Origin of the sequence: Pseudomonas arcuscaelestis, from assembly GCF_016881005.1 — a bacterium.
GTDB lineage: Bacteria > Pseudomonadota > Gammaproteobacteria > Pseudomonadales > Pseudomonadaceae > Aquipseudomonas > Aquipseudomonas arcuscaelestis.
Window position 1 is genome coordinate 15,658 of the sequence record NZ_JACOPV010000004.1, and the last position, 15,737, is coordinate 31,394.

17 protein-coding genes are annotated in these 15,737 nt (G+C 59.3%); 3 read left to right on the plus strand and 14 right to left on the minus strand.

Features of this window, described 5'->3' with window-relative positions:
* Window positions 1–26: 26 nt before the first annotated feature.
* Both H8F21_RS06495 and H8F21_RS06500 read right to left on the minus strand, forming a co-directional pair.
* Entirely contained in the window at window positions 27–773 is a 747-nt protein-coding gene (locus H8F21_RS06495; protein WP_203481090.1) for a slipin family protein, read from the minus strand.
* A gap of 2 nt (window positions 774–775) precedes the next feature.
* Window positions 776–2,161, minus strand: coding sequence for an NfeD family protein (locus H8F21_RS06500; RefSeq protein WP_203481088.1), 1,386 nt, complete (start codon window positions 2,159–2,161; stop codon window positions 776–778).
* A gap of 102 nt (window positions 2,162–2,263) precedes the next feature.
* On the opposite strand from H8F21_RS06500, the gene H8F21_RS06505 reads away from it, so the two are divergent.
* From H8F21_RS06505 to H8F21_RS06515, 3 genes are all read left to right on the plus strand, one after another.
* A complete protein-coding gene (locus H8F21_RS06505; RefSeq protein ID WP_203481086.1) occupies window positions 2,264–2,722 on the plus strand; it encodes an aminoacyl-tRNA deacylase in 459 nt (152 codons plus the stop codon).
* Between the two features lie 61 nt (window positions 2,723–2,783).
* Window positions 2,784–3,026 carry a DUF2789 domain-containing protein gene (locus H8F21_RS06510; protein WP_203481084.1) on the plus strand — a complete coding sequence of 81 codons (243 nt, stop codon included), beginning with the start codon at window positions 2,784–2,786 and terminating at the stop codon, window positions 3,024–3,026.
* Window positions 3,027–3,097: 71 nt separating this feature from the next.
* Window positions 3,098–3,736, plus strand: coding sequence for an NADH:ubiquinone oxidoreductase subunit N (locus tag H8F21_RS06515; protein ID WP_136473948.1), 639 nt, complete (start codon window positions 3,098–3,100; stop codon window positions 3,734–3,736).
* A 16-nt stretch (window positions 3,737–3,752) separates the two neighbouring features.
* Here H8F21_RS06515 and H8F21_RS06520 read toward each other — a convergent pair whose 3' ends face one another.
* From H8F21_RS06520 to H8F21_RS06575, 12 genes are all read right to left on the minus strand, one after another.
* Window positions 3,753–4,193, minus strand: coding sequence for a CBS domain-containing protein (locus tag H8F21_RS06520; protein ID WP_203584161.1), 441 nt, complete (start codon window positions 4,191–4,193; stop codon window positions 3,753–3,755).
* A gap of 177 nt (window positions 4,194–4,370) precedes the next feature.
* A complete protein-coding gene (locus H8F21_RS06525; RefSeq protein WP_236042931.1) occupies window positions 4,371–4,835 on the minus strand; it encodes a DUF805 domain-containing protein in 465 nt (154 codons plus the stop codon).
* 15 nt (window positions 4,836–4,850) lie between these two features.
* Complete coding sequence (locus tag H8F21_RS06530; protein WP_203481080.1) at window positions 4,851–5,204, minus strand: DUF4190 domain-containing protein; 354 nt, start codon at window positions 5,202–5,204, stop codon at window positions 4,851–4,853.
* Window positions 5,205–5,311: 107 nt separating this feature from the next.
* A complete protein-coding gene (locus tag H8F21_RS06535; RefSeq protein ID WP_203481078.1) occupies window positions 5,312–6,571 on the minus strand; it encodes a VWA domain-containing protein in 1,260 nt (419 codons plus the stop codon).
* A 12-nt stretch (window positions 6,572–6,583) separates the two neighbouring features.
* A complete protein-coding gene (locus H8F21_RS06540) occupies window positions 6,584–7,990 on the minus strand; it encodes a vWA domain-containing protein (protein WP_203481076.1) in 1,407 nt (468 codons plus the stop codon).
* Between the two features lie 44 nt (window positions 7,991–8,034).
* Window positions 8,035–8,538 (minus strand): hypothetical protein, encoded by a 504-nt coding sequence (locus H8F21_RS06545; RefSeq protein WP_203481074.1) that lies wholly within the window; start codon window positions 8,536–8,538, stop codon window positions 8,035–8,037.
* Window positions 8,539–8,547: 9 nt separating this feature from the next.
* Window positions 8,548–9,234, minus strand: a complete 687-nt coding sequence (locus H8F21_RS06550) for a hypothetical protein (protein ID WP_203481116.1) — start codon at window positions 9,232–9,234, stop codon at window positions 8,548–8,550.
* A gap of 70 nt (window positions 9,235–9,304) precedes the next feature.
* Window positions 9,305–10,753 (minus strand): formylglycine-generating enzyme family protein, encoded by a 1,449-nt coding sequence (locus tag H8F21_RS06555; RefSeq protein WP_236042939.1) that lies wholly within the window; start codon window positions 10,751–10,753, stop codon window positions 9,305–9,307.
* A 91-nt stretch (window positions 10,754–10,844) separates the two neighbouring features.
* Window positions 10,845–12,068 carry an ABC transporter permease gene (locus H8F21_RS06560; protein ID WP_203481065.1) on the minus strand — a complete coding sequence of 408 codons (1,224 nt, stop codon included), beginning with the start codon at window positions 12,066–12,068 and terminating at the stop codon, window positions 10,845–10,847.
* Window positions 12,052–12,750, minus strand: a complete 699-nt coding sequence (locus H8F21_RS06565) for an ABC transporter ATP-binding protein (protein ID WP_203481064.1) — start codon at window positions 12,748–12,750, stop codon at window positions 12,052–12,054. Before H8F21_RS06565 ends, H8F21_RS06560 begins: the two co-directional genes overlap by 17 nt.
* Window positions 12,751–12,755: 5 nt before the next feature.
* Window positions 12,756–14,711 (minus strand): vWA domain-containing protein, encoded by a 1,956-nt coding sequence (locus tag H8F21_RS06570; RefSeq protein ID WP_203481063.1) that lies wholly within the window; start codon window positions 14,709–14,711, stop codon window positions 12,756–12,758.
* Window positions 14,711–15,733, minus strand: coding sequence for a hypothetical protein (locus H8F21_RS06575; protein ID WP_203481062.1), 1,023 nt, complete (start codon window positions 15,731–15,733; stop codon window positions 14,711–14,713). Before H8F21_RS06575 ends, H8F21_RS06570 begins: the two co-directional genes overlap by 1 nt.
* Between the last annotated feature and the right edge of the window lie 4 nt (window positions 15,734–15,737).

The following is a 15,737-nucleotide window of genomic DNA, read 5'->3' on the forward strand; positions in this document are numbered from 1 at the left end:
TGGCCCCGCGGTCCGGTGCCAACTCGCTACTTCTCCAGCATTCCTTTAAGCAAATCGATCGGCAATGGAAAGACGATGGTCGACGACTTGTCTCCGGCAATACTTCCCAGCGTCTGCATGTAGCGCAGCTGCATGGCCCCCGGCTGGCGCCCGAGCATTTCTGCTGCCTGCATCAATTTCTCCGAGGCTTGCAGTTCCCCTTCGGCATGTATCACCTTGGCCCGCCGCTCCCGTTCGGCTTCCGCCTGACGGGCAATGGCACGGATCATCGACTCATTGAGGTCAACATGCTTGATCTCGACGTTGGCGACCTTGATGCCCCAGGCATCGGTTTGTGCATCCAGCACCTCACGGATATCCAGGTTCAGGCGTTCGCGTTCGGCCAGCAGCTCATCCAGCTCATGTTTGCCTAGCACTGCACGCAGTGTGGTCTGAGCCAGTTGGCTGGTAGCCATTAGAAAGTCCTCAACCTGGATAATCGCCTTCTGCGGATCGAGCACACGAAAGTAGATAACGGCGTTGACCTTCACCGACACGTTGTCGCGGGTGATCACATCCTGCGGCGGTACATCGAGCACCACGGTACGCAAATCGACCCGGACCATCTGCTGGATACCCGGGATCAGCAGTACCAGCCCCGGCCCCTTGACTCTCCAGAAACGGCCGAGCTGGAAAACCACTCCTCGTTCGTATTCGCGCAGAATGCGAAATGCCGATAGCAACAGCACGGCGGTGAATGCCAGCAGCGCACCAATGCCCAGTTCGAAAAACATAATCACTCTCCTTGCGCCACAGTTTCAGCTGCTGCGCTGACGTCCAGAAGTACGCCCTTGCGTGAGATAACGCGCACGTGTTGCCCTACTTGCAGCGGCGTCTGGCTCTGCGCCTGCCACTGCTCACCCTGTGCCTGTACCGAGCCGATGAACGGATCCCTGTCGTTGACCGCCATTACCGTCGCCAGGCTGCCGATCAGTTCGGCATCGCCGCTCACCAGCGCCCGTTTTCGAGCCTTCATGGCCATGCCCAGCACTCCGCCCAGAAGCACAGCCGACAACAGCGCCAGGAACAGGATCAACGGCAGCGCAATGCCGTAGCCGGGTACATCGGTGTCCATCAGGATCACCGCCCCGACGACGAAGGCGACGATGCCTCCAAAACCGACCACGCCGAAGCTGGGCATGAATGCCTCGGCAATCATGAACGCTACGCCCAGCAGAATCAGGCCGGCGCCGGCATAGTTCACCGGCAGCAACTGCAAGGCGTACAGCGCCAGCAACAGGCAGATACCACCAACAACCCCGCCTACTCCAGTGCCTGGGCTCATGAACTCGAACATCAGACCGTACACACCCACCATGATCAGAATCAGCGCGACGCTGGGATTGGTAATCACCGCCAGCAAGCGTGTGCGCCAGTCTGGTTGGCGCTCGATCAGCACAGCGTTGGCGGTGTGCAATTGCACGGTCTGGCCAGCGGCCTCCAGCGTTTTGCCGTCGAGTTGGCGCAACAAGTCGGGCAGGTCGTTGGCGACGCGGTCGATTACCTTCAGGCGCAAGGCTTCATTGGCTGGCAGGCTTACGGCGTCGCGCACCGCCTGCTCCGCCCATTCGGCATTGCGTCCACGCAACTGCGCCAGGCTGCGGATATAGGCCGCTGCGTCGTTGACCTGTTTTCGCGTCAAGGTGTCTTGCTCGCTCGGCGCAGGTTGCTTATCGCCGGTCGGCGCAGCAGGCGGTGCGCCGGGGTCTTTTGGTGCACCGGGCAGGCCGCCAATGTGCACCGGCGTCGCAGCGCCCAGATTGGTGCCCGGGGCCATGGCGGCAACGTGGCTGGCGTAAAGGATATAGGTCCCAGCACTGGCTGCTCGGGCACCACCGGGGGCGACGAAACTGGCCACTGGCACAGGGCTGGCCAGAATAGCCTTGATAATTTCCCGCATCGAGCTGTCCAGCCCGCCGGGCGTGTCGAGGTGGATCACCACTAGCTGGGCCTGCTCGGACTTGGCCTGCTCGAAACCACGTATCAGATAGTCGGCACTGGCCGGACCTATAGCGTCGTTAATACTCAATACCAACACCGGGTTGCCGGGCGCAGCTTGTCCGCCGGGCAACGCGCCGAGCAAGAGCAGCACAAGCAGCTGCCGACACCAGCGAGCGATCACCTGAATTCACCCGAGTTGTGCGTGTCCAATCAGTTTAGTCCGCCGCCCGCAGCGGCACGGCCTAAACTTCATCAGTGGGGGAGCTGTATCTGGAGGTGCATCATGCGTATGGCAAAAACCCTGCAGCGCTGCCTTGACACGGCGGGCTGCGATTACGACATCGTTCCTCATGCCCACTCATCCACCAGCCTTGAGTCGGCCCGTATGGCAGGCGTGCCAGCGGAAAGGGTGGCCAAGTCCGTCATGCTCGACGACCGCCACGGTAACTACCTCATGGCCGTGCTACCGGCCAATCGTCACCTCGATATGAGCAAGGTGCAGGCTACCGGTCAGTGGCACATGACCTCGGAAAGCAACCTGCCACACTTGTTCGGCGACTGTGAGCGAGGCGCCATTCCAGCAATGGGAGACGCCTACTCGATCAAGATGATGGTTGATCCCACGCTCACCCGCCAAGGCGATATCTACGTAGAAGCCGGGGATCACGATCATTTGATCCACATGAACATGACGCAGTATCTGAAACTGGTGCCGAACGCCGAAGTGCGTGAGGTTTGTTGATGATCAACCCACTGCCAGACCTGGCGTCGTGGACGACCGGCCTGGCTAACAGGAGTGCCCCATGGAAGCACCTAACCACAAGTTCTCGGAACTGTTTAAACAGCTTGGGCTACCAGACGATCCCGTCGGTATCGACCAGTTCATCACCAGCCACTCGCCCCTCAAGGGCGATATAAAGCTGGTCGATGCACCGTTCTGGACCCCGGCGCAAAAGGCTTTTCTGCAAGAAAGCGTCATTGAGGATGCCGACTGGGCCGTGCCTTTTGACCAGCTGAACGAGGCGCTTCGGCGACCGAAAAAATAAACGCTCAGTGGCACTGATACCGGCGTTCGGCGTTGCTATGCTCAGAAAAAAACAACAAGGGGATAGTGCCAATGAAAGATCCCTACACAGTTGGTTTCTGGTGCGCCTTGAGTGCCTTGGGACTGCTGACCGTCGGTTACTTCTATGGAGTCAAAGAGGCCTACCAACTCAACCAGGCACTGGTATTCCTCTACGCAGCGGGTGGAGTCATTGGTGCCCTTGCGCTGACGGCGCTGGCCTGGATTGCCTGGCAGCAACTGCGCGTCAGTAGGCGCCAGCTTGCTCAAGGCCGCACGCTGGTAGCTATCTGGAATACCAAAGTTGCCTTACGCCGTGTTGAAACGGTGTTCGACCGTTACTTCTGGGGCAGCTACTGGCAGCCGGGTCGAACCTTCCAGGAGGTGATGGGCGAGCTGGAAGGCACACCGCTGGAGCAAAGCCTTGAAGCCCTGAAGAGTCAGTGCCGGGAGCTGGACAAGGAAACCCACGACCTGCGCCGCCACTGGTTGGACAACGCCCGCGAGCTGTCTACCGTGGCTACAGCCATGGCCCGTGAGCGCTATCAACTGGACTTGTGCGATTCCCAGCAAAGCAGCGGACGCGGCGCGGCAGTGCTTAACCGCGACCTAGAAGTACTGGTCTACACCTGGTCGGCACGCCTGCGCAGCTTCGACCACCAGCTCGATGAGCTGGAGGGCGAATACCGCTGATCGATGCCGCGGCTACTCAGTCGCCGCGAATGTACTGCTCCAACTGTTGGATCATATTGGCCTGCTCGGCGATGGCCTCTTTTACCAGGTCACCAATCGACAGCAGGCCCAGCAGCTCGCCGTTTTCCACCACGGGTAGGTGGCGCAAGTGGCTATTGGTCATCATGTTCATGCAAAACTCGACGTTCTGGTGCGGATCAACCGTAATCACCGGGGCGCTCATGATGGCGCTGACCGGCGTGCCCACCGACGAGCGGCCTTGGAGCACCATTTTGCGCGCGTAGTCACGCTCACTGACGATACCCACCACGTGACCGCCCTCAACCACCGGCAGGGCACCGACGTTCTTTTCGGCCATCAACTTCAGCGCATCGAGCACCATGTGGCCCGGGTCAATGGTATGAACTTGATGATGCTGTTGGGCTTTGGTTTTCAGGAGTTGTGCCACGGTTTTCATAGAGGCCTCTGCAATGCTGGGAGTTGTTGACGGCAGATACCTACAGAATCGTGTACAGATGGCCGCAGGGCAAGGGAGAAAGCGGCATCGAGGCGATTGAAAAACGTCATTGGCCGACGCACAAACAAAAAAGCGGCCTGGAATGGCCGCTTTTTCGACAGGCTGATCAATAAATGATCAGGCGATCCCTTTCGGGTTCGGGCCGAAACGGTTGGTGCCTGGGGTGCTGTCCAGGCACAGGAACACGATGTTGACGAATGGCAGCAGCAACCACCAACCGCTACGATCGCTATCATGCATGCGACGAACACCAACGGCGATGCCGGGTATGAACATGGCCAACGAGTAAACATTGGAGAGGGTTGCATTCATTCCCAACAACGCTTCGACAGTGGCAATACCACAGGCAATCAGGAAGTTGATCAGGAAGAACATCCAGTATTCCTTGCGGCGCGCGCGGCCGGCGAACACGGCGTACTTCTTCAGTACGGCGATGTACCAGTTACCTGTTTGCTCAGGCGCAACTGCTGCTGTCGAAGCCGGCGTACTGCGGTTGAAGGCTTGAGGCGCACCGCACTGAGGACAGGCGACGGCGCTTTGGTGGATCTCCTTGGCGCAGCCACGACAAAAAACCATACTCATTTGTTATCCCTCACGTTAATTAATTGAATATCCAATAAACACAAATATCGAAATGCCCGACATGACCACGCCGGCAATACCCATGTTGCTGCCGGGCTTTCGCTGGGCAATGCTGATGATGCCTAAAACCAGACTGGCGATAGCGAACACTGCGAGTCCTGCGACAGTGTCACTGTCCCAGTCAGAGGTATCGAACAGGGACAGGACGCAGAGAATGCCGAGAATCAGCGAAACAATGCCCATCCACGGCGACGCATTGGTGGCCGCTGAGGTAGGGGCTTGCAGGTACTGAGGTGCACCGCACTGGGGGCAGGAAGGCGCCGTTTCGTGTATTTCCTTGGCGCAACCGCGACAAAAAACCATTGTCATGACAAATCCGTTTGTAGGTTTCTGCTGCACATTGGCAGCAGAATTTGGACGTAAAGTTTACCAATTATTTCTGTAATGGCGAAATAATGGCGACGATATTTCGACGCTCAATTGCACCCGGACGTACTTGAAACCTCCAGGCTGGCTTCCTGCAATGCTGCGGCCACGGCGGCGGCATCATTGGCGGTATACACGCGACCGCCGGTGTTATCTGCGGCACAGTTGGAGCCCGTGCTGGCGCTGATGTTGACGATGTTGACCCGCAAGCGTGGTTGCTGCTCGGCAATCTGGCGAGAAACTGCGCACACGCTTTGCCCGCAGCTGTCGCTACCATCGACGAACATAATGATCACGCCGTCGCGGTCGCGGCCGTTCATTTGCGCAGCAGCGGCTTCCAGGCTGGTGCCTAATGCGGTTCCGCCTTGAGGCTGCAACCTGTTGATGCGCTCGATCAGATTGCTGCGTTGGCTGGGGGCGAACACGCCATGGTCCTGAGGCGAGCGACAACCGTCGAAGGTGACCAAGCGCATATCGATTCCTTGCTCCAGATTCTGGATCACGGTGCTCAGTGAGCTTTTGGCCACATCCATGCGTGTAACTCGCTGTTTGCTGTCATACGGCAAGAACTCTTCGATCAAGGGGACCTTGCGTAGCAACGTGATGTACCACTGTTCGCCTTCGCGCTTGACCCTGATCCGCTCGTCCATGGAGCCCGACGTGTCGAGCACCACGGTAAATTCCGAAGGCTGAAAGTTTGTTGTCGGGGTGCAGATTAGATTCTGCGATGAAACCGTCGCCCACAACTGGCGCAAGGAAGGCCACCACAGATACAACGCGAACAGCAGGGCAAGCAGAAGCAACCCCAGCAGCCACGGCCAAAGTACCAACGGTCGACGCGGCGCTGTCGGTCGAGGTGGCGCTGGTGCTGGTCGAGGCGCAGGCGCAGCAACCTTCGGCACGGCCGCCGCAGGCACCGACTGTGGCTGCCCCCAGCGCACCACCAGCGGTTCGCCATTGATGCTGTACAGATTGTTCAAGTCGGGTGCGCCAACCAGTTTGTTCAGCGCTTGGGCGGCTGCGGCTTGCCCACGTCGTTCGAGTTCGTGGGCCAATTGCTTGACCGCGGCCTGGCGCTCTTCATAGCGCCTGAGCAATTCGGCCTGCTGCTGGCGCTCAAGGCTGGTGTAGAGGTGAGGCTGGCCCTCAAGCTCCGACCACCACTCCAACACACCGTCGCGCGCGTGGCGCGGTATGGCATACAGGTGGGCAATGGTGGGTGGAAAGTGCTGACGAATCAGCGCGACTGTCTGTTCCAGCGCTGTGGCTGCTTCCTGGCTGGCCTGGGTATCACGTATGACTCGCTGCATGTGAGTGCGTCTCTACTCGCAGTTGGTATTGGCGGAAACTTCCTGGCTGGCCTGCTCGAGGGCAATGTCCAGTTGTGAAGCGTTGTTCACCGAGTAGACCTGGCCACCCGTGCGCTGAGCGACGCAGTCGGCCAGGCTGTTGGTGCTGATGTTGATCAGGTTGACCTTCAGGCGTGGCTGGTCCTGGGCGATGCGCTGGGCGACTTCGCAGATGTTACGACCGCAGCCATCTTCGCCGTCGGCAAACATGACAATCACCCCATCGCGGTCTCGGCCGTTCATGCTGCTGGCAGCCATCTCCAAGCTTGCGCTCAGCGCTGTGCCATCGTCGGCCTTCAGGCCCTGGATGCCACGGATCAGCGCAGGTCGCTGGGCCTTGCCAAACACGCCGTGGTCAACGGGGGTACGGCAACCGTTGAACGTCACCAGGCGCATGTCGATGGCCGGATGCAGGTCCTTGACCATTTGCGTCAAAGACTGCTTGGCCACGTCCATACGTACAGGCGGTTGAGTGATTCTGGCGAAGATCGCAGGGTCGGCGAAGGGGTTGTCCAGGTTCCTGAAGAACCACATCTCATCATTCAACGAGGCATCGACACTGAGGTTCATCGACCCCGAGGTATCAAATACGACCGCCAATTCAGGGGGTTGGTTTTTTGTGTATTTGCGACATACAGGAGGCTTTGGCGGTGCGCTTGCCTCGGCCTGCTTAGGCTTGGCAACAGGCGGCGGTTCAGGCGCCACGGGAGGTTCAGGTTCAGGTTCAGGTACAGGCTCAGGCTCTGGAGTCGGCAAAGGCAACTCAGGAGCGGGCGTTATCGCCGTCTCGCTACTGATCACCGGCTGTTCCACTGCGTTCGGTTGTGGAGTTTGACCGAACCATTGGCGCAGGTAAGGGCAGCCGAACCACAGCGCTGCCAGGATCGCCAGCAACGCCAACAAGGGCAACAGGAACCACGGCAGCCAGAAAATCCAGCGCCGTCGAGGCTTGGCCGCCGGCGCGACCGGTGGCGGTGGAGTGGCTACGACTACAGGCGTATCCCACCGTACCAGTAACGGGTAACCATTGACGCTGTAGAGGTTATCCAGATTTGCCGGACCGATCAGGCGGCGCAGGGCCGAGGCGTCGCCGGTCTGCCCGCGTTGCTCCAGTTCAGCGGCCAACTGCCCAATAGCATCCTGACGCTGCTCGTACACACCTAACAAAGCCGATTGTTGCTCGGCATTGAGTTCGCGATACAAGCGTGGCTGTCCCTCAAGCTCTGTCCACCACTCGCGGACTCCGTCATTGCCTGCACGGGGCCTGGCGTAAAGTTGGGCAACACTGGGAGGGAAATGCTTGCTAATGATCGCGACTGTCTGGACGAGATCGGCCAGGCCGGAATGGTCCGGCCCGGCATCACGGGTAACCCGCTGCATGATGAAATCCTGAAAAGTACGGCAGCCGAAGCTGCCGATGGGGCTTACTCGTAACCCAGGCTCAACTGCAGGCGACTTACTTGCTGCTGCAGGGATTTGAGCTCTTGCTTACGGGCTTCGACCTGGGCACTGCTGGCGTTTTTTGCCGGAGCGCCTTGGCCTGCCTTGAGTTGCTTTTCCAACCCGGCGATCTGCTGTTGCACATCGCTCTTGTTGGCGTGACGCGCCTTGAGGGTGGCCAGCAGTCCATTCAGCGACTTTTGCAGGTTTGCCTGTTGGCGCTGCTGAGTGGCCAGGTCCTGGCGCGTCGAAGCTTGTAGGGCGCTAAGCTCGTCGTACACCTGATTGAACTGGCGATTCTGCTCACGGGCTGCGACCAAGTCCTGCTCGCTGTTACGCACCTGCTCGGCATAGCCGCCGCCGTAGTCGCAGTTGAGCTTACTGATCAGGCTGGCGCTGCTGTCGGAGGCCGTGCACTGTGACGCTGTGGTTGCGCAGCCGGCCAGGGTGCCTAGCAGCAGAGCGCAAAAACCGATTCTTACCAACATGCCTTGTCCTCAACCCAGAGTGATTGCCGAGCGCTGGTCGTAGAGGCCATCGACCTCTTTTTGCAGCGATGCAACCTTGGTGTTCATCTTGGCGATCTCGGTCTCGACCTTCTGAACTTCAACCTGGTCGGAACCGCTTGCACGCTCGAGCTTGGCGACGTTTTGGAACTCGGTAATGCGGGTTTGCATGTTCTTGACGTCTTTGCGCATCAGGTCGAGGTTCTTGTCGATGGTGACGATGTTCTGCTGAGCCTTGGCTTTATCGACAGTCTTGGCCTTGATATCGCGCTGGATGTCGGCGATCTGTTGCTTGTCGTCATTGATAACGCGCTGCAGGGTGTTGGTACGCTCAGCCACTTTGGCAGTTTCTTTCTGCACGTCGGCGCTCATCACATTCAGACGTTGAGTGGTGTCGGCATACTTGGCACGACGATCATCCAGGTAGTAGTTGGCACCCATGGCCACGCCACAAGCGGCCAGTCCCGCAGCCACGGCGCAGACCGCCTTGTTGCCCGAGTTGGACAGCGTGCAAACCAAAATGCCACCTGCAGCGGCTACCGCGCAGGCCTGATAACCGGAGGCGCTGAAGAACTTGGCGTCGTTACCCGACGTCAAGCGCGGGTCGGCGCCGCTGTCGCCGAGCAGCGAACTGCCTGTGCTGGCGCAGCCGCTCAGCACCAGGCTGAATGCAACCATCAGACCGATCCATACCCGCGAAATACCCGGTTTGTTTGTGTTCACGTTGGCTTTCCTTGTGCGCTGTTGATTAGTGAGTTACGGCCTTGCAGCTCTTGAGCCAGGCGTTGATGTCGATCTTCTGGGTTTTCAGGAACGCCGACTGGTTGGCCCAATGGGTCGTCAGGTAAGGCTTGAGTTCCGAAAGATTCTTGTTGGCCGTCAACACGCCTTCGAGCACCGGCACTTGAGCTTCGAGCAGTGATTGGCCGTAGAGCGAGCCGGAGTCCACCAGTGAGCTGGCGTAGTAACGGCTGAGCTTGTGCAGGCGATCGCTCTGCTCGTCGAGCTTGGATTTGCGCATGCCGCAGGTAGGATCTTCCTCGCCAGCCTTGCAGTTGGCGGCATAGTTTTTCTGCAGGAAGTCCAGGTACTGGCCGTCATCGAGCATTTTGGTGCACAGGAAGGCACCCAGGTTCAGGCTGGCGCGAATCGCTTGGTCGCGGGCTTCCTGTTGCTGCTGGTTGCTGGCACGCAGCTGGTTTTCCACAGTCTTGAGCTGGTCCTTGAGGCCTTGGTCTTCAACGCTCGATGCCAGCTCTTCAAGCGCTTTGACGGTGCCTTTGTCCTTTGGGTCGGCGGACGGCTGATCGTTACCCAGCTTGCTCCAGCTTTTTTCGATGCTGCTGACCCGTTCGCGGGAGGTGAGGGTCGGCGAGACCATGGCCAGGCGCACGCCGTTGGTTTTCTTGGTTACCGGGCCCTGAGCGTTGTAGTAGGGTTCTTCCTGGCGCAGCGCCGTGCGCAACTGACCTTCAGCGGTCAGGAAGTTGCCACCGCGAACGACATAACCGCCGGCTTGACCATGCTGACGGTCGAGCTTGTTCAGGCGGAAGGGTTCGAACATCATCTCGCTGGCGTTGCCAAGCATGTCGTGCAGACCCAGCGGATTGGGTTTGAGCAAACCACTCAGCTGCAACTTGCCGTTGGATGATTGCGCGCCGGCAAACCATTCATAAGCGTTCAGGCCTTCCGGCATGGGGTAGCGACCGTCACGAAACTCCGCAGTACTCACTTGCAGGCCGCCACGGGCGGCGAACTCCCACTCGGTTTCGGTGGGCAGGCGCAGAAAGCCTTGGGCGCCGTCTTCGCTTGGTAGCTTGGCCGCGGCGTTGGCGCGCAGCCAACGGTTGTACTTGTCCGCAGCCTGCAGTGCATCCAGCCAACTGATCGACACCACCGGCAGGCGCAGTTTGTTCGACGGCGTCGGGCAGTTGTCTTCAGTCAAAGCCTGATACTGAAGTTGAGTCATCTCGTACTTGGCCATCAAGTAGTAACGAGACTTGTCGCCCTTGGCGTTGGTAAAACTCCCCGAGATAAAGGCCGGGCGAGTCTGTTCTACATAACCCCATTCGGCACTGTCCTGACCAATATTGATTGGGTAGTCATCCAGTGGCCCGGCCAACGGGATCAGCACTTTGCGAAACACCATCGAGCCTTCGCAGGGCATTGGCAGCACCACGTCATCGGCGTCGGGCATCGGGTTGTAATGTTTTTCTTCCCAGGCGGCGGCTGAAGCGTTAAGCAGGTAGCCGAAACTCAGGGGCACAAACAGTAGACGGCAGCAGGCTTTAAAGCTCACGCAGACTCTCCGCAGGTTGAATGTTTATCGCCCGCAGGGCACCGATCAGGGCGACCAGGGCAGCGACAAGGAAGGCCAGAAACAGGGCCACCAGGCCATGCCAGACAGTGATGTGACAAATGAACGTGCCGGTGGCCTGGCTGCTGCCCAGCAGGTGGTCGAACAGCAGGCTGCCGACGAAGTAGCTAGCCAGCCCACCGAGGTAGCCGACCACACTCAACAACAATGCTTGCAACACCACATAACCGGCCACCGCCGCAGTGCCGAAGCCGAGCAGGCGCAGCACGGCAAGATTGCGGCGCTTGCGATCGATGTTGGCCAGGAAGGCACCCACCAGCGAGGCGATGCAGCCGATGAGCGCCGCGCCGGCAATCACGCCGAAAATCAACCCCAGTACGTGGTTGATCGCTTTGACGCTGTCGATTTCGGCGAGACGGCTGCTGGTCTCGATACGTTGCTCGTTGAGCCAGCGCTCCAGCGGTTCGACGCTATCGATATCACGGGCGTAGAGGCGCGCGCGGGCATAGCCGACCTTCACACCATCCATGGGTTTACCCGTAATGCCGCCCAGGCCTGCGACCTGGTAGCCATCACGGTAATACTCAAGTTCAAGCAGAAGCTGCGGGCTAACGAACGCTGCCGGGCGCGCAAATCGTGCGGGTTCCAGTACCTCCTGCACTTGCAGGGTACGTTCACCATGCTCGTTGATGCCGTCCATACGCCGGGCGACGCGCAGGCGCACAGTGTCGCCGGCCTTGGCCGCCAGGCGCTCGGCAGCCCGCGCACTGAGAATCACCTGATTGCCTTGCAGCGCGCTCAACGGCGATTTAAGTAAAGGGTCGTTGGCCTGTGTAGGGATAACTTCAACGTTGTCGGCAAAACGGCCACGCTCACCCAGCAAGTCAGCCTGGGTATTGAGTGAGCGAGTCTGACCGATGGCGAAAATAACCTGAGGTTGTTGTCGCAGGTTATCCAGCCATTGATTGTCGTAATGACCGCTGCTGAGCATTTTGATTTCAAGGTTGCGCGGGTCGCTCAGCAACTCTTCCTGCAGTTGGCTGACAACGCCATGCTTGAGGCCGAACAACAGCAGCAGCGGGGCGATCACCGCAACCAGCGAGGCAGCCATGCACAACGTCACCTTGCGGTCGTGCCACAGGTCCGCCAGGGATAGTTGGGCCAGCAGGGCGAGGCGCTTATACCAGGGGTTCAAAGCGTGTTTCTCCTTCCCCGTTGACAGCACCCAGACGCGGCAATCCGAAGTGTTCGATCAAAGCCCAGTCGTGCGAAACCACTAACGCGCTCAGCCCCAGCTTACTGACCAGACTGAGCAGCAACTCGAACAAGCGGCGGGCATTGTTTGGATCAAGAGCCGCCGTCGGCTCATCGGCCAACAGCAGGCGCGGCTCGTGGGCAATCGCCCGGACGCATGCGACACGCTGGCGCTCACCGATGGACAAGGCCTGGGGCAATTTGTCGAGCAGCGGTCCAAGACGCAGCGCATCGATGGCCATGTCCACGGCATCGCTGCGACTGCTCAAGCCGAGCAGGCGTCGAGGCAGACGAATGTTGTCGCGCACGTTGAGAAACGGCAGCAGGCCACCATTTTGCAAAACGAACCCTAGCTGCCGTGAGCGCACGGCTGCCAGCGCCGGCTGTTGGTCGTCGGCCAGCAACCGCGCCACATCCAGGGCCTCAGGGCCCAATTGATAGCGCTCCAGCGATTGTGGGGCCAGCAGCAGGCCGATGGCTTCAAGCAGGGTGCTCTTGCCACAACCGCTTTCGCCGGTAATTGCGTAGATCTCGCCTTGTTGTAGTTGCAACGTCTCAAGTCGCACTTTGTGCGACTGAGGTCCTTGTCCGCGTTCTACCAACAGTCCCTTGATATCTAGCATGGAGCTCAGGGCATCATTTCAAGCGGAACAGGGTAGACGTTGTCGCGGCTGTCGCTACCGGGCGCAAGCGCCACCCAGCGATCCACATCAGCGTTGTAGCGCTGGTAATGGCGTAGCTTGGTGCTCAGGTTGCGGATGAATTTTTCCTGGGCCAGGCCATCCAGACCTTTCCAGGTTTCTTCATCCAGATTGAGCACTTCACTCTGGTAGGGCAGGTCTTCCAGGTACTCACCCAACACACCGAGGTCTGCGACACGGGTGGTCGAGCCTTGCTTGAGCTGGTTAGGATCGGCGCCCATGGTGGCGGCTACCGAACGCAGGCGGGTGAACATTTCGCTCGGCGAAATCATACCTTCGTTGGCTGCATCGACGATCTGCTTGAGCACATCACTCAAGTCACTGAGCTGGGCCTTGGTCAGCAGTACCCGCACATCGGTGGTCGGCAGGTTCTGCTTGATCAGATCGCGGTCGCTAATCCAGGCCTGGAATACCGGTGGCGCCTGAGTGCCAGTGGTTTTGCCGAGGTAGGCCAGTTGCATGGCATGTCCGATCAGCGCGGCATCTTCCAGCATCTTCTTCTCGGCGGGATCAGCCTTGGCATTGGTTGCACTGCCAATGGCGTCTTCACCCATGTAGGCCGACTTCACCTGTTGAGTGATCGCGGCGGCCAAACCATCGACCTTGCGACCAAACGCTTCCACGTCGCCGGCGTTCACCGGGTAGTAGAGCGACGTGCTGGTTCCCGGGTAATTGGACAGGGCCCGATACTGGGCTTCGGCACTGCTGTGGTTCTTCATGCCGCTGGGGGTTTTCAGGTGCAAGGTATAAAGGGCGACACCAGGGTTGCTGGCTTCGATCTTGACCTGCTCGGCACCAAGGCCGGTACCCGACAATTTGTCGGTGCCATCGATGGCCCCAGCGTCGGTGATCAGCACCACGTAGCGGGCGCCGAACTGGCTCCAGTCAACCTTATCCACAGCGTGCATGACGCCCGCATAGGCATCTTCATCGAAGGTGCTGCTGGAAACCTTGGCCTGCTTGAGGTCTGCGACCTTGGCCATGAAGTCGGCGCCGTCGGTTACGGTGTTCGGGTCGGCGTACATCTTGCTGACGTACTCAAGCCCAGGCACCGCCTTGGTGCTGGAACGGTAGGCGACCAGGCCGAATTTGACCTGCTTGCCGAGGTTTTCCTTCTCGATCTGTGCATACACCCGCTTGATCGCCTCGCGGGTACGATCGATGTAGGGGTCCATCGAAATCGTCGAGTCGATGACAAAAACCACTGCTGCGCTGAAGGCTTTCATTTGGGTCTTGGCGGCGGCAGCCGTGTTCTCGGCCGGTGCACTGGCCGTGTCAGCCTTGCTCACCGAGGCGACGTTGAGAATGCGGGTACGGAAGCCTTCTTCTGTCATGACTTCTTCGCCGCTCAGCACTGGCAGCAGGTAGAAGTTTTTCTGCAGGTCGACAAAATACTCCGGTTCCTGGGCCAGTACGCCTGGCGCATCGACACCCTTCTTGAGCTGGGCACGCAACGGCGCGACCTGGCTGACCGGATCTGGCGCGTCAAGAATGCCTTCCAGCTGGCTGCGCTCCTTGAAGAACATCAAGCGGTCGCGGTTGGCCGGGTTGGTGAACGCCAGGGTCAGCTGCATCTTCCATTCGACGGTGCAGTCACCTGGCAACCAGCCAATGCTCTTGCCCTGGGTATCAGGGCTGACGCGAAGCCATTCTTGCGCACCAACAGTGCTGCGTTCGTACACATAGAAGCGACTGAAGGCTGGCTGGGCGGTGCCGGCTGCATCACCTGCGGCGGTACCGAGTTTGCAGGTGGGCGTGGTCAGCACGCGCTGGAACAGGGTCTTCTTGCCGGCTTGCAGCAACGGCTGATCAGCCGCCTGCAAAACCGGGCTCAGGCTCAAGGCCAGCAGAGCGGCGCTCAGGGTGCGCAAGTGCAAAGCCATTACTTGAGCTCCTCGTAACGCTGCTTGGCGTCGGCGTTGGTTGCATCGAAACCGAGAATGGTCTCGTACCAGTACGCCGCAGTGGCATTGTCTGGCGCCTTGAAGCATTCACTTGGCTGGTGAAACTTGGGGTCGTACTCGTGGGCGTAGGCGGTGGCGATCAGAATATCGCCGCTTTGCGCGCGGTTGGCGTACAGACGCTGAGCCACGTTGCAGTTGTTGTTGGCCTTGGCCACGTTGATCACTTCCAACAGCGCTGCGCTACCTGGGGCCTTCTGAATACAGCTTTGGACAAAGGCCAATTCCTGCAGGCTCTGCATGCTTTCCAAGGAGCACGCTGGTGCTGGCGCCGTTGTCGTCGTATCAGGTTCAGGTGCTGGCGGTAAGCTGGCCACTGGCTCGGGCTGCTGCTTGAACCACCACAGACCAGCAGCAACTGCCAGCAGCACGATCAACAACAGCAGTAGTCCCGGCATCCAGCGACTTTTCTTCGCTGACGCAGCGTTAGCCGACACAGGTTCAGAAATAGGATCTGCAGTGATGGGCGTTTCGATCAGAGGTTCCGGTGCAGCGACAGAGAGCTCCGGCTCCGGTACGGGAATTGGAGCTGGAGCTGGAGCTGGTGCAGGTGGCGGTGTCGGCTCGGGCTTTTTCGCCCCAGTCGAAGCGATGGAAGCCAGCAAGTGCTTGTCCAAACGCACCATGGTCGCTTCAGTCTGGCCTGCGTGATTCAGCGTGATGCGGAAGTTGGCATTGCCGCTGGCAGCCAGCAGTGGGTCGATCAGATCCGGGCCAACCTGAACCTGTAGGGCGTCTGTACCTTCAACGGGTGTCAGTCCTGGCAGGGCGAACCAATGGGCAACGGTTGTCCACTGCTTGCCTGGCTGAAGAAATTCACGGGACTGGCTGCTTTGCACCGAATATTCCAGCCCTTCGCTGGCGCCTGTCCAACCGCTGAGCCGCAGCCACCCCATGCCCGGCGTGTTGTCGTCCAACGGCAGCACATCAACTTTGATACTCATGCAA

Coding starts and splice junctions, on each gene's coding strand:
- H8F21_RS06495 (WP_203481090.1), bottom strand. CDS start 773: ATGTTTTTCGAACTGGGCATTGGTGCGCTGCTGGCATTCACCGCCGTG.
- H8F21_RS06505 (WP_203481086.1), top strand. CDS start 2,264: ATGCGTATGGCAAAAACCCTGCAGCGCTGCCTTGACACGGCGGGCTGC.
- H8F21_RS06510 (WP_203481084.1), top strand. CDS start 2,784: ATGGAAGCACCTAACCACAAGTTCTCGGAACTGTTTAAACAGCTTGGG.
- H8F21_RS06515 (WP_136473948.1), top strand. CDS start 3,098: ATGAAAGATCCCTACACAGTTGGTTTCTGGTGCGCCTTGAGTGCCTTG.
- H8F21_RS06520 (WP_203584161.1), bottom strand. CDS start 4,193: ATGAAAACCGTGGCACAACTCCTGAAAACCAAAGCCCAACAGCATCAT.
- H8F21_RS06525 (WP_236042931.1), bottom strand. CDS start 4,835: ATGAGTATGGTTTTTTGTCGTGGCTGCGCCAAGGAGATCCACCAAAGC.
- H8F21_RS06530 (WP_203481080.1), bottom strand. CDS start 5,204: ATGACAATGGTTTTTTGTCGCGGTTGCGCCAAGGAAATACACGAAACG.
- H8F21_RS06535 (WP_203481078.1), bottom strand. CDS start 6,571: ATGCAGCGAGTCATACGTGATACCCAGGCCAGCCAGGAAGCAGCCACA.
- H8F21_RS06540 (WP_203481076.1), bottom strand. CDS start 7,990: ATGCAGCGGGTTACCCGTGATGCCGGGCCGGACCATTCCGGCCTGGCC.
- H8F21_RS06545 (WP_203481074.1), bottom strand. CDS start 8,538: ATGTTGGTAAGAATCGGTTTTTGCGCTCTGCTGCTAGGCACCCTGGCC.
- H8F21_RS06550 (WP_203481116.1), bottom strand. CDS start 9,234: ATGGTTGCATTCAGCCTGGTGCTGAGCGGCTGCGCCAGCACAGGCAGT.
- H8F21_RS06555 (WP_236042939.1), bottom strand. CDS start 10,753: ATGCCCGACGCCGATGACGTGGTGCTGCCAATGCCCTGCGAAGGCTCG.
- H8F21_RS06565 (WP_203481064.1), bottom strand. CDS start 12,750: ATGCTAGATATCAAGGGACTGTTGGTAGAACGCGGACAAGGACCTCAG.
- H8F21_RS06570 (WP_203481063.1), bottom strand. CDS start 14,711: ATGGCTTTGCACTTGCGCACCCTGAGCGCCGCTCTGCTGGCCTTGAGC.
- H8F21_RS06575 (WP_203481062.1), bottom strand. CDS start 15,733: ATGAGTATCAAAGTTGATGTGCTGCCGTTGGACGACAACACGCCGGGC.